The organism is Burkholderia sp. AU44665 (genome assembly GCF_030504405.1).
Taxonomy (GTDB): domain Bacteria; phylum Pseudomonadota; class Gammaproteobacteria; order Burkholderiales; family Burkholderiaceae; genus Burkholderia; species Burkholderia semiarida.
This window is the reverse complement of sequence record NZ_JAUJRI010000003.1, coordinates 332,617-344,682: the sequence shown is the minus strand read 5'-3', so window position 1 is coordinate 344,682 and position 12,066 is coordinate 332,617. Positions and strand designations below refer to the sequence as shown.

Annotated in this window: 11 protein-coding genes; 4 read left to right on the top strand and 7 right to left on the bottom strand. The window is 68.2% G+C overall.

Annotated elements, in window-relative coordinates; all coding sequences use genetic code 11:
• Nucleotides 1-2 precede the first annotated feature (2 nt).
• From QZM15_RS10075 to QZM15_RS10060, 4 genes are all read right to left on the bottom strand, one after another.
• On the bottom strand, nt 3-905 hold the full coding sequence (locus tag QZM15_RS10075) for an ABC transporter permease (RefSeq protein ID WP_059644373.1): 903 nt from the start codon (nt 903-905) through the stop codon (nt 3-5).
• Between the two features lie 13 nt (nt 906-918).
• Complete coding sequence (locus QZM15_RS10070) at nt 919-1,857, bottom strand: ABC transporter permease subunit (protein ID WP_059581735.1); 939 nt, start codon at nt 1,855-1,857, stop codon at nt 919-921.
• A gap of 11 nt (nt 1,858-1,868) precedes the next feature.
• Entirely contained in the window at nt 1,869-3,485 is a 1,617-nt protein-coding gene (locus QZM15_RS10065) for a peptide ABC transporter substrate-binding protein (RefSeq protein WP_059581732.1), read from the bottom strand.
• 178 nt (nt 3,486-3,663) lie between these two features.
• Nucleotides 3,664-4,242 (bottom strand): cupin domain-containing protein, encoded by a 579-nt coding sequence (locus QZM15_RS10060; protein ID WP_011548888.1) that lies wholly within the window; start codon nt 4,240-4,242, stop codon nt 3,664-3,666.
• Nucleotides 4,243-4,739: 497 nt separating this feature from the next.
• Between QZM15_RS10060 and QZM15_RS10055 the strand changes: the two genes are divergently transcribed.
• Together QZM15_RS10055 and QZM15_RS10050 are read left to right on the top strand one after the other, a co-directional pair.
• On the top strand, nt 4,740-6,257 hold the full coding sequence (locus tag QZM15_RS10055) for a peptide MFS transporter (RefSeq protein WP_059608903.1): 1,518 nt from the start codon (nt 4,740-4,742) through the stop codon (nt 6,255-6,257).
• A 120-nt stretch (nt 6,258-6,377) separates the two neighbouring features.
• A complete protein-coding gene (locus tag QZM15_RS10050) occupies nt 6,378-6,584 on the top strand; it encodes a hypothetical protein (RefSeq protein ID WP_302106301.1) in 207 nt (68 codons plus the stop codon).
• A 44-nt stretch (nt 6,585-6,628) separates the two neighbouring features.
• Here the strand turns inward: QZM15_RS10050 and QZM15_RS10045 are convergent, their stop codons facing one another.
• The 3 genes from QZM15_RS10045 to QZM15_RS10035 form a co-directional block, all read right to left on the bottom strand.
• Nucleotides 6,629-7,753: an OpgC domain-containing protein gene (locus tag QZM15_RS10045; RefSeq protein WP_302106300.1), complete on the bottom strand. Its 1,125-nt coding sequence runs from the start codon at nt 7,751-7,753 to the stop codon at nt 6,629-6,631.
• Nucleotides 7,754-8,174: 421 nt separating this feature from the next.
• Complete coding sequence (gene rarD, locus QZM15_RS10040; protein WP_302106299.1) at nt 8,175-9,074, bottom strand: EamA family transporter RarD; 900 nt, start codon at nt 9,072-9,074, stop codon at nt 8,175-8,177.
• Between the two features lie 16 nt (nt 9,075-9,090).
• Nucleotides 9,091-9,387 carry an acylphosphatase gene (locus QZM15_RS10035; RefSeq protein ID WP_006480292.1) on the bottom strand — a complete coding sequence of 99 codons (297 nt, stop codon included), beginning with the start codon at nt 9,385-9,387 and terminating at the stop codon, nt 9,091-9,093.
• 152 nt (nt 9,388-9,539) lie between these two features.
• On the opposite strand from QZM15_RS10035, the gene hpnA reads away from it, so the two are divergent.
• Together hpnA and QZM15_RS10025 are read left to right on the top strand one after the other, a co-directional pair.
• Nucleotides 9,540-10,547: a hopanoid-associated sugar epimerase gene (hpnA, locus tag QZM15_RS10030; RefSeq protein WP_057925559.1), complete on the top strand. Its 1,008-nt coding sequence runs from the start codon at nt 9,540-9,542 to the stop codon at nt 10,545-10,547.
• Nucleotides 10,548-10,655: 108 nt separating this feature from the next.
• Nucleotides 10,656-12,062: a phage tail protein gene (locus QZM15_RS10025; protein ID WP_302106298.1), complete on the top strand. Its 1,407-nt coding sequence runs from the start codon at nt 10,656-10,658 to the stop codon at nt 12,060-12,062.
• Nucleotides 12,063-12,066 lie beyond the last annotated feature (4 nt).

Genomic DNA, 12,066 nt, shown 5'->3' with positions numbered 1-12,066 from the left:
CTTCAGCGATCCTTCGGGTCGAGCGCGTCACGCAGGCCATCGCCGACGAAGTTCACGCAGTAGAGCGTCACGCACAGCATGACGGCCGGGGCCAGCAGCAGCCACGGCATCGATTCCAGTTTCTGCGCGCCGTCCTGGATCAGCACGCCCCAGCTCGTCATCGGCTCCTGCACGCCGAGGCCGAGGAACGACAGCACCGATTCAGTGAGCACGATGTTCGGCACCGAGACCGTCGCGTACACGACGACCACGCCGAGCAGGTTCGGCACGACGTGGCGCAGCACGATCGACGCCGGCGACACGCCGATCGCGCGCGCCGCATCGACGAACTCGCGGTTGCGCAGCGACAGCGTCTGGCCGCGCACGACGCGCGCCATGTCGATCCACGAGAACGCGCTGATGGTCAGCACGACCAGCATGAACGAGCGGCCGAACAGGGTCATCATCAGGATCGCGATCAGCAGGTACGGGATCGCGTACATCATGTCGACGACGCGCATCATCACGGCGTCGACGCGGCCGCCCGCGAAGCCGGCGGTCGCGCCCCACGCGACGCCGAACAGGCCCGACACGAGCGTGCCGAGCAGGCCGACCTCGATCGATACGCGGCCACCGATCAGCGTGCGCACGAGCAGGTCGCGGCCGAGCTCGTCGGTGCCGAACCAGTGCTGGTTCGCCCAGGTCGGCGGCAGGCTGATCGAGGCCCAGTCGCTCGCGGCGGGATCGGCCGCGAGCAGCCACGGGCCGACGAAGCACGCGAGCGTGATCAGCGCGAGCAGCACGAGGCTGAACACGGCCGCACGGTTGTGAAGGAAGCGTGCGAACGCCAGCTCGAGCGGCGAGCGCGAACGCGGCGGCGAATCGGTCTGCACGGGCAGGCCGACGACGGGAGTGGTCGGGGTCATCGCTGTGCCTCGCTCAATAACGGATGCGCGGATCGAGCCACGCGTACGCGAGGTCGACCAGCAGGTTGAACAGCACCGCGAAGACGGTCGTCAGCACGACGAGGCCGAGCACCAGCGTGTAGTCGCGGTTGATCGCGCCGTTCACGACGAGCTGCCCGAGGCCCGGCAGCGCGAACACCGATTCGGTGACGACGGCCGCCGTGATCGACGTGATGCAGACCGTGCCGAACAGCGACACGACCGGCATCAGCGCGGGCTTGAGCGCGTGGCGCAGCACGATGGTCGAGCCCGGCAGGCCCTTCGCGCGCGCGGTGCGGATGTAGTTGCTCGACAGCGTCTCGATCATCGAGCCGCGCATCACGCGCGCGAGCAGCGACACGTTGATGAGTGTCAGCAGCGCGATCGGCAGCAGCCGGTACCGCCAGCCGCCGTCGCCCCAGCCGCCGGCCGGCAGCCAGCCGTTGCCTTCCGACGTCTTCAGCAGGATCGCGAAGATCCACACCATCACGGGGCCGAGCACGAACGGCGGCACGACGTTGCCGAAGTTGCCGATCAGCATCACGAAGCGGTCGATCACGCTGTCGCGGCGCACGGCCGCGACGGTGCCGAGCAGCACGCCGAGCACGATCGAGATCGGGATCGACACGCCGCCGACGCCGAGGCTCACGGGCAGCGCCTTCTTCACGAGATCGTTGACCGACCAGTCGACGTAACGGAACGACGGGCCGAGATCGCCGTGCAGCAGCGAGCCGAGATACAGCAGGTACTGCTTCCACAGCGGCTCGTCGAGGTGGTACTTCGCGTTCAGGTTCGCGAGCGTCGCGGCGGACAACTGCTTCTCCGTATCGAACGGGCCGCCGGGCGTGAAGTGCAGCAGCAGGTAGCAGACGGTGATGACCGCGAGGATCGTCGGCACCGCCCACAACGTGCGCCTCAATGCGTAGGCCAGCATGATCGCTCCGCTCAGTGCTTGATCAGGTACATGTCCTGCGAGGCGCGCATGTCGATCACGTTCTTCAGCGAATAACCGCCAACGTACGACTTCACGAGACGGTCGGCCGAATACTGGAACAGCGGCACCATCGGCGTGTCCTTCATCGCCATGTCGTGCGCCTGCGTGAGCAGCGCGGCGCGCGCCTGGTCGTCGAGCTTCTGGTTGCCTTCCTCGACGAGCGCGTCCACCTGCTTGTTGCAGTAGCCGACGGTGTTCTGCGCGCTGCCGCAGCGGATCAGGTCGAAGAAGGTCATCGCGTCGTTGTAGTCGGCGAACCAGCCGTCACGCGCGATCTGCACCTTGCCGTCGTGCCGCTGCTTCATCAGCACCTTGAACTCGACGTTCTCGAGCTTCGTGTTGATGCCGAGCTTCGTGCGCCACTCCGACGCGGCGAACAGCGCGACCTTCTTGTGCAGGTCGTTGGTGTTGTACGTGAGCGTAAACGACAGCGGCTTCGCGTCCGAGTAGCCGGCCTGCTTGAGCAGGTCCTTCGCGGCCGCGACGCGCCTGGCCATCGGCCACGACGCCCATTCCGGCGTGAACGGCTGCTGCACGCCCTTCGTGCCGTTCGGCATCAGCCCGTACATCGGCTTCTCGCCGGCCTGCGTGAGCTTCGACGTGAGCACGTCGCGATCGATCACCATCGATAGCGCCTGGCGCACGCGCTTGTCCTTCAGCGCCGCGTCGCTGTTGTTCAGGTAGTAGTAGTAGGTCGCGAGCTGCAGGCCCTGGCGCAGCTCGCCGCCGAACTGCTTGCTGACCTGCTGGAAGATGCCCGACGGGATCGAGTAGCTGTAGTCGATCTGGCCGGCCTGGTACATGCGCATCGCGGTTTCGTCGCTTTCGATCGGCAGGTACGTGACCTTGTTGATCACGACCTTCGACGCGTTCCAGTACTTCGCGTCCTTCGTCGCCACGATGCGGTTGTTCGGCTGCCAGTCGGCGAGCTGGTACGCGCCGTTGCTGACGATGTTGCCCGGGCGCGTCCACGCGTCGCCGAACTTCGCGACCACGTCCTTGTTCACCGGCGCGAGCGGCGCCATCGCGGTCAGTTCGGGGAAGAACGCGACGGGCACGTCGGTCGTCACTTCCAGCGTGTACGGATCGACCGCACGCACGCCGAGCGTCGACGGCGCGGCCTTGCCGGCGATGATGTCCTTCGAGTTCTTGATGAACTCGACGAGGATCGTGTACTTCGAGCCCGTCTTCGGATCGACGAGACGCTGCCACGAGTAGACGAAATCGGCGGCCGTCACCGGCTGGCCGTTGCTCCACTTCGCGTCGTGGCGAAGCTTGAAGATCCAGGTCTGCGGCGTCTTGCGTTCCCACGACAGCGCGACGCCCGGCACGATCTGGCCGGCGGCGTCGATGCGCGCGAGCCCTTCGAACAGGTCGAGGCCGATCGTGTTGCCGGTCCACGATTCGATGTGCGCCGGGTCGAGCGACTCGACTTCGGCCGGCACCTGGCGCGTGAGGTCCTGTTGGGGAGCGAGCGCGACGTTGGACGGAACGGTCACGGCGTGGGCGGCGGGCGTCGTCAGGGCGAGCGCGGCCAGCACGGCCGACATGGCATGCAAGGATTTCATCGTGGCGGTTTTGAGAAGGTGGTTCGGTGGGCGTCGCGCGGCGGATGCCGCGGCTTACGCGTGAGACGCTGACGGGTGCAGCGATCGGGGAGGCCCGTGGTTCTCGTATTGCATGTTAGTATTCCTTACATTTCTTTCGACGGGCATCCCGTCGAAGAAACGAAGGAATACCCGTGCGTTAGAACAGCCGCGGCGTACCGACCCAGACCACCACCGACTCGATCTTCGCGGTGTTGACCCAGCTGTGCGGGACCGTCGACTGATAGTGCGAACTGTCCCCGGCCTGCAGGACGAACGTCTTGCCTTCCAGCGTCAGCGACACTTCCCCTTCAATCACGTACAGGAACTCCTCTCCTGCATGTGTCGTCACCTCCGACCGCTTCTGCCCCGGCGGCATCCTCACGAGGATCGCCTCCAACTGGCGCCCTTCGGACACGTTCGTCAGTCGCGCGAACAGGTTCGCCGAATCGGCAAACCCGAAGAAGCGCAACTGATCGCCTCGGCACACCGAGCGTTCCTCGCTCGGCGTATCCACGAAGTACTGCACCGTCACGCCGAGCGCGTGGGCGATACCGGCCAGCGACGTCAGTGACGGCGACGCGAGCCCGCGCTCGACTTGAGACAGAAACGGCTTCGAAATCCCCGCGGCGGTAGCGGTGTCGTCGAGCGTGCGCTTCAGACGTTGGCGCAACGCGCGAATCTTGCTGCCCAGTGCGACAGCGTCTGCCGATCGCGAGTTTTCAGTGGGGGGAACCATAGCAGGCCGAAAAGTGGTCGTCAAAAAATGTTTGATGGAAAGTAACTAAGTTAATTAGAGATAGCTTAATCTTCGGTTTCGTACACGCTTTCGGCGTTGAGCCCGGTGCACTAAACAGGGGCCGAAGCGAGCGAAACGACGCGCTATCTTGCCAGACTCGCCGGCTTCACAGGCAAGCTGCAAGCGGCTCTCCGGGAATTTGCGGAGAACGGTCGCGAAGCTTACAAGTAGATGATGAGACAAATGTTCCTGAAAGCTGCTGCCATATCGGGAGTTTCCCTAAGTGGCGCGGACCCGACGCACCGGACCGGCAAACGTTACCATTCGCGCGCCGGTCGGGGGCTTGCTCCGCCTTCCAACGCGGAGTTCGACCCCGGCCCGGGCTAACCGCCCGACTGCTCCATCGCCGACGCCAAGCCTACCCGGCCACCGTGCTCCGGCGCCAGTTCGACCCCAAGGCGACGCGCGATCCGCGCCGTCCGTTTCAAACGAGATTGATGATGCAAGCACCTGTTTCACAGACCCGATCGTTTACGACGGTCTTCCTCATCGAAATGTGGGAGCGCTTCGGCTACTACGGCATGGCCGCGCTCCTGGTCCTCTTCATGGTCGACCGGCTCGGCTTCACCGACAGCCACGCGAACCTGACCTGGGGGGCGTTCACCGCGCTCGTCTACGCCGCGCCGTCGATCGGCGGCTGGATCGGCGACAAGGTGCTCGGCGCGCGCCGCACGATGATCATCGGCGCGTCCGTGCTGTGCGCCGGCTACCTGATGCTCGCGGTGCCGAACGATCACCTGGCGTACATGTACGCGTCGCTCGGCGTGATCGTCGTCGGCAACGGCCTGTTCAAGGCCAACGCGGCGAACCTCGTGCGCCGCATCTACGAAGGCGACGACGCGCGCATCGACAGCGCGTTCACGATCTACTACATGGCGGTCAACATCGGCTCGACGGTGTCGATGCTCGCGACGCCGTGGATCAAGGATCACTGGGGCTGGCACACCGCGTTCGCGGTCTGCTGCGGCGGCATGCTGCTCGCGATCCTCAACTTCATGCTGATGCACCGCACGCTCGCGCACGTCGGCTCGCAGCCGGACGACGAGCCGATCCGCTGGAAGCGCCTCGGCGCGGTCGCGGCCGGCGGCGTCGCGCTCGCGCTGATCACGCTGTACGTGCTGCAGCACAAGCAGCTCGCGGTCGCGAGCGTGTGGACGGCCGCATTCGCGATCCTCGCGATCTTCGCGTACATGATCGCGAAGTCGGAGCGCTCGGAGCGCGCGGGCCTGATCGCGGCGCTCGTGCTGATCGGCCAGGTGATCCTGTTCTTCATCTTCTACGTGCAGATGTCGACGTCGCTGACGCTGTTCGCGCTGCGCAACGTCGATCCGCGCTTCATGCTGTTCGGCACGACGCTGTTCACGTGGAGCGCCGCGCAGTTCCAGGCGCTGAACCCGATCTGGATCATGCTGCTGAGCCCGGTGCTCGTGTGGGTCTACAACGCCGTCGCGAAGGGCGGGCGCGATCTGCCGGTCGCCGCGAAGTACGCGCTCGGTTTCGGTGCGGTCGCCGCGGGCTACCTGGTGTTCACGATCAGCGGCCGCTATGCGGTCGACGGCCGCGTGTCGTCGTGGTTCATGGTGTGGGGCTACGGCCTGTACTCGCTCGGCGAGCTGCTGGTGAGCGGCCTCGGCCTCGCGATGATCGCCCGCTACGTGCCGGCGCGCATGAGCGGCTTCATGATGGGCGCGTATTTCGTCGCGACGGGCGTGTCGCAGTATCTGGGCAGCGTCGTCGCGAACTTCGCGCAGATGCCGTCGCACGAACTGCCGGCCACCGAATCGCTGCCGCTCTACCTGTCGCTGTTCGAGAAGCTCGGCTGGCTCGCCGCGATCGGCATGCTGCTCGCGCTGCTGCTGCTGCCGCTGATGAACCGCCTGTCGCGCCAGCATCAGCGCTGCACGGACGAGCGCCGCGAAGAAGCGCTGCAGGCGCAGGCCGCCGCCGCGCAGTAAGGACTATCCCTCGGCGTGCGGCGTGCACGCCACATTCTCCCGCCAGAAACGCGAACGCGTCCTACACTGGTTGCAGGCAACGCATCCGCTTCGCGAGATGCGCACTGGCGGGAGAACACGATGAAAAGCAAGACGACGCGGCTTTTGAGGATCCTGTCGGACATCCGGCACGCGCAGCGCTGCACCGCGATGCGCGCCGCCCGGGCCGCGGCCGAAGCCGATGCGGTGCTCGCGGAGCGCGACGAGCCGGCGCAGGACGAACGCGACGACGCCGAACCCGACGACGCCACCGCCACGCCCCGCGCCCGTATCGGCTCACCTCACTGACGCCGCGCGGCGCCTGCCGCGCCGCATACGCCGCTTCCGCGCGCCTACGCCGCCGCGCCGCGCCATCGCGCGATCCACGTTCCCGAACCGGCCACCGCCATCATCAGCCCGAGCGCGCACGCGTCGGCCACGAGGCCCACGCCGACATGCCGCAGATCGGCGCCGCGCACGACCGGATGCAGCAGCGAATCGATCACGAGCGAGATCGCCGCGCCCGCGACGAAGCAGACCAGCCCGCGCTGGCCGACCGCCACGACGGGCCGCACGCCCTGCGCGATCCGCGCGATCCAGCCGAAGCGCACGCAATCGGCCATCAGCCACGCGACGGCCGCGAAGCTCACGACGCGCGGCAGCGCGAGATCGCGCTTGAACACGCCTTCCGGCACCGGTAGCCCCGAGAACAGCTTGTAGCTCGCGCAACCGAGCACGATCGCGCACGCGAGCCCGGTCGCCGCGGCGCCCCAGCGGCCGAGCGCGATGCGCCGGTAGAACGGCTGGCAGCGCGCGAGCACGCCGGCGACGAACATCAGTTGCCACGCGAACGGGTTGAAGCTCCAGCGGAAGCCATCGGTGTCCAGCAGCTCCGGGCCGAGCCAGGCCGCCGCGAGCCACGACGCGACGCTGAGCGCGACGAGCGGCCACGGATGGCGCCGCGCGAACGGCACCAGCACCGGCGACGCGAGCGCGAACAGCACGTACATCGGCAGCACCGACGCGAGATACGGCTGGCGCTGGAACGTCAGCAGCTCGGCGAGCCCCGTGAGCGGCGACGCGAGCATCACGCTGACGTCGTCGAGCGCGAGGTTCGGCGCATCGATCCCGTAGTGGTCGAGCACCGCCGACACGACGAGCATCAGCGTCGACGTCGCGAGAAACGCGCGGTAGATCTGCATCGCGCGCCGCACGAACCGCTGCTGCGCGGCGCGCGCGCCGTGCCGCTCGGCGATCGCGCCGTACGCGCTCGCGGTCGCGAAGCCGCCGAGGAACACGAACACCTCGGCCGCATCGCACAGCGCGAACGCGTGCAGCGTCACGCGCGACAGCACGCTCGCGCCGATGTGATCGACGACGATCATCAACAGCACCAGCCCGCGGAAGAAATCGATTTCGATCAGGCGGCCGCTGCGCGGCGGCTGCACCATCGTGGAATGCAGCGGGCTCAACGACATGAGCGCACCTGTACGGCGGCGGTGCAACGCGCACCGGGGAGGGGATCGGGAACAAGCAGGCGAACGCGATCGGCGGCGATACGCGTATGCCCGTATCGCGCCAACCCGGCTGGCCAGGCACGGAGATGACCGTTCATCGAAAATCTGCATACGAAGGGAAGTCGGTCAGGTCAGTCTAATGGCCGATCAGCGGAGACCCTAAGTAACAAAATGCAACTGAATCTTCTCTTCGATTACAAGCGCGAGCGTGGCGCAACGAAGCTGGCGGCGTCGCCAGATTCGCGTCAGCGCGGCGTCGGTTGCCGGTCGGTACCGATTGGATTCGGCGGGATTCGGCAGCGAAACGGGCGCCGTTCGACGGTCGATGAAGCACGCGATGCGCGGCACGTTTCCGCACGGCCCGCGCATCGCGACGAGGCCGTTACCCGCGCGCGGGCAGGCGCCGCATCAGCATCGCGCCGTGCCACGCGGTGAGCGCGACGGCAGCCCAGATCGGCCCGTACGTCGCGAGCTGCGCGACGCTCAGCGTTTCGCCGAGCAGCAGCAGCGACACCACGACGAGCAGCACCGGCTCGACGTAGCCGAGAATCCCGAACAGCGCCATCGGCAGCATGCGGCTCGCCTTCAGGTAGCTCGCGAGCGCGAGCGTGCTGAGAATGCCGAGCCCCGGCAGCAGCGCGGCCCACAGCAGCGGATGGCCGGCGACACGCGTCGTGCTCGCCGCGACCATCGCGAACGCGACCGGGCACAGCAGCACGATCTCGATCGCGAACGCGGCCAGCGAATCGGCGCTGATGCGCCGGCGCAGCACGAAATACGGCGGATAGCCGAGCGCGACGACCAGCGTCGGCCACGCGAACGCGCGCGTCGCCCACACCTCGTGCGCGACACCGAGCGCCGCACAGGCGACCGCCGCCCATTGCAGCGGGTCGAGCCGTTCGCGATAGTAGAAGCGGCCGACGAGCACCATCGTCAGCGGCAGCAGGAAATAGCCGAGCGACACTTCGAGCATGCGGCCGTGCAGCGGCGCCCACAGGAACAGCCACAGTTGCACGCCGAGCAGCGCCGCGCTCACCGGCAGCGCGATCAGCAGGCGCCAGTCGCGCGCACCGCGCGCGGCGAGGGCGACGAGCGCCGGCCAGCGGCCGCGCAGCGCGATCAGCGCGAGCGCGCCCGGCGCGGTCCAGAGGATGCGCCACGCGAAGATGTCGAGCCCCGTGAGCGGCGCGAGCAGTTTCGCGTAAGCCGACATCAGCGCGAACAGCGTCGACGCCATCACCGACAGCATGAGGCCGCGCCCCGCCTCCGGATACCCCGTCATGATCGTTGTGTGCCCCTTACTGCTGCTGGAAACGTTCGAAGCGCTTCTCGGTGCGGCGTTCCTCGAACGTCACCTCGGTCACGCGCGCGGCGGGCGGCCCGTGACGCAGCCACGCGAGCATCCGGTCGATCTGTGCGCCGGGCCCCTGGATCATCGCCTCGACGGTGCCGTCCTCGAGATTCGCGACCCAGCCGCGCAGCTTCAGCGCATGCGCTTCGCGCACCGTCGCATGACGAAAGCCGACGCCCTGCACGACGCCGCGCACCCGCACGTAGTAGGTCTCGATCCGTTCGTCCAGTTCATTGCGGCTCATCGCGTCGCCCTCCCGTTGCATTCAAGCCCGGCATTGTAGTCGCGTCGGCCGCTTCGCACACGCGCCGGCCGGGCGTCGCCGCGCCCGCCGACCACGTACAATCTCGCCGATGCCCAACCGCCGCGCCGCCCGCGCGGCCCAGAAGGAAACGCATGACTGATACTTCCCGCGATCTCGTTCTCGTCACCGGCGCGTCCGGTTTCGTCGGCTCGGCCGTCGCGCGCATCGCGCAGCAGAAAGGCTATGCGGTGCGCGTGCTCGTGCGCCCGACCAGCCCGCGCACGAACGTCGCGGATCTCGATGCCGAGATCGTCACCGGCGACATGCGCGACGAGACGTCGATGCGCGCCGCGCTGCGCGGCGTGCGCTACCTGCTGCACGTGGCGGCCGACTACCGGCTGTGGGCGCCCGATCCCGACGAGATCGAGCGCGCGAACCTCGAAGGCGCGGTCGCGACGATGCGCGCGGCCCGCGCGGAAGGCGTCGAGCGGATCGTCTACACGAGCAGCGTCGCGACGCTGAAGGTGACGAGCGCCGGCGACCCGTCCGACGAGAACCGGCCGCTCACGGCCGAGCAGGCGATCGGCGTCTACAAGCGCAGCAAGGTGCTCGCGGAGCGCGCGGTCGAACGGATGATCGCCGACGAAGGGCTGCCGGCCGTGATCGTCAATCCGTCGACGCCGATCGGCCCGCGCGACGTGAAACCGACGCCGACCGGCCGCATCATCGTCGAGGCCGCGCTCGGCAAGATTCCCGCGTTCGTCGATACGGGGCTGAACCTCGTGCACGTCGACGACGTCGCGCACGGCCACTTCCTCGCGCTCGAGCGCGGCCGGATCGGCGAGCGCTACATCCTCGGCGGCGAGAACCTGCCGCTGCAGCAGATGCTCGCGGACATCGCGCAGATGACGGGCCGCAAGGCGCCGACGATCGCGCTGCCGCGCTGGCCGCTGTATCCGCTCGCGGTGGGCGCCGAAGCGGTCGCGAAGTTCACGAAGAAGGAGCCGTTCGTCACCGTGGACGGGCTGCGGATGTCGAAGAACAAGATGTATTTCACGTCCGCGAAGGCCGAGCGCGAGCTCGGCTACCGGGCGCGCCCGTATCGCGAAGGGCTGCGCGATGCGCTCGACTGGTTCGGCTCGGCGGGCTACCTGAAGTAACACAAAGCGGCGCACCTCGCGCCGCTTTGCGCACTTTGTTACACGTCGCGCACGGACCGGCATCGGTGCAGCGGTTAAAATCGCGGGTCTTACGCAGAGAAGACACGCATGAACCTCAACGATCAGATCGCTTCGCTCACCACGGGCGTCGATCAGCTCCTCCACGATCACCACGCCGCGCAGCAGGCGGCACGCAGCGCGGAAGCCTTCGCGCGCGCCGCCGCGGCGGAAGCCCGGGCTGCCGCCGAGCGCCACGCGGCGGCGGAAGCCGAAGCGAAGGCTGCCGCGCAGCGCCACACGGCCGCCGCCGCCGATGCCGAAGCCGCGCAGCGGCGCCATGCCGATGCCACCGCCGTCGCCGAGGCGGCCGCCCAACGTCATACCGATGCCGCCGCGCAAGCCGAAGCCGCTTCGCAGCGCCATGCGGAAGCCACCGCGCTGACCGAAGCGCTCGCGCAACGTCACGCGGATGCCGAGGCCGCATCGCAGCGGCACGCCGCGGCGATCGCCGAAGCCGAGGCCGCCGCGCAGCGTCATCACGCTGCCGCGACCGAAGCCGAAGCGGCCGCGCAACGTCATGCGGCGGCGACCGCCGAAGCCGAAGCCGCCGCGAAGCGCCACGCGGAAGCGACCGCCGAAGCCGAGGCCGCCGCGCAGCGCCACCGGGCCGCGATCGCCGAGGCCGAGGCGCTCGCCCAGCGTCACACGCAGGCGCTCGCCGACACGCAGGCCGCCGCCCGGCGTCACGCCGAAGCGACCGCCGAGGCCGAAGCCGTCACGCAGCGCCACGCCGAGGCGATCGCCCAGGCCGAAGCCGCCGCGCAACGCCACGCCGAGGCCACCGCCGAAGCCGAAGCCATCACGCAGCGCCATACCGAGGCGATCGCTCACGCCGAAGCGGCCGCGCAGCACCACGCGAAGGCCATCGCCGACGCCGAGGCGCTGGTCGAGGCCGTGGTCCAGGAAGCCGCGACGAGCGCGGCGGCAACCGCCGTGGCGGCTGAAGTCGTCGAGCCGGCGGTGGCGCCGCCAGCGTCCGTGAACGCGGCCGCGCCGGCCGTGGCTGAAACGGTCGAGACGGTCGAAGTGGTCGAAGCAGCCGGCGCGCCGGCCGATGCCGAGACGGCACCGATTCCGACCACACGAGCCGAAACCGCGGTTGAAGCCGACGCCGCTGCCGCGCCTGCCGACAAGGCGACGCTGCACGTGTCGCGCCCGTCCCAGAACGAACTCACGCTGTCCATCAACGGCCAGTCGATCACGCTGCATCCCGAGCAACTGGGCCAGTTGATCGAGGAGCTCGCGCATGCACGCGCGTCGATGCAGCCGGAGCCGCCGCCCGGCATTCCGGCCGGCTGGCGTTTCGTGACGACGAAGAACCCGATGATGGCCGTGCAGAAGCAGGCGAACGGCGACCGCCTGCTGGTCGCGCGCCACACGGGCTACGGCTGGGTGCCGTTCACGTTCTCGCCGGACGTCGTGATCCAGATGTACATGATGCTGACGCAGCGGTAAGCGC

What these genes read in the sequence shown, in the direction of transcription:
- rarD (WP_302106299.1), bottom strand. Translation starts at nt 9,074, where the DNA reads ATGACGGGGTATCCGGAGGCGGGGCGCGGCCTCATGCTGTCGGTGATG.
- QZM15_RS10055 (WP_059608903.1), top strand. Translation starts at nt 4,740, where the DNA reads ATGATGCAAGCACCTGTTTCACAGACCCGATCGTTTACGACGGTCTTC.
- QZM15_RS10050 (WP_302106301.1), top strand. Translation starts at nt 6,378, where the DNA reads ATGAAAAGCAAGACGACGCGGCTTTTGAGGATCCTGTCGGACATCCGG.
- QZM15_RS10070 (WP_059581735.1), bottom strand. Translation starts at nt 1,857, where the DNA reads ATGCTGGCCTACGCATTGAGGCGCACGTTGTGGGCGGTGCCGACGATC.
- QZM15_RS10045 (WP_302106300.1), bottom strand. Translation starts at nt 7,753, where the DNA reads ATGTCGTTGAGCCCGCTGCATTCCACGATGGTGCAGCCGCCGCGCAGC.
- QZM15_RS10075 (WP_059644373.1), bottom strand. Translation starts at nt 905, where the DNA reads ATGACCCCGACCACTCCCGTCGTCGGCCTGCCCGTGCAGACCGATTCG.
- QZM15_RS10060 (WP_011548888.1), bottom strand. Translation starts at nt 4,242, where the DNA reads ATGGTTCCCCCCACTGAAAACTCGCGATCGGCAGACGCTGTCGCACTG.
- QZM15_RS10065 (WP_059581732.1), bottom strand. Translation starts at nt 3,485, where the DNA reads ATGAAATCCTTGCATGCCATGTCGGCCGTGCTGGCCGCGCTCGCCCTG.
- QZM15_RS10025 (WP_302106298.1), top strand. Translation starts at nt 10,656, where the DNA reads ATGAACCTCAACGATCAGATCGCTTCGCTCACCACGGGCGTCGATCAG.
- hpnA (WP_057925559.1), top strand. Translation starts at nt 9,540, where the DNA reads ATGACTGATACTTCCCGCGATCTCGTTCTCGTCACCGGCGCGTCCGGT.
- QZM15_RS10035 (WP_006480292.1), bottom strand. Translation starts at nt 9,387, where the DNA reads ATGAGCCGCAATGAACTGGACGAACGGATCGAGACCTACTACGTGCGG.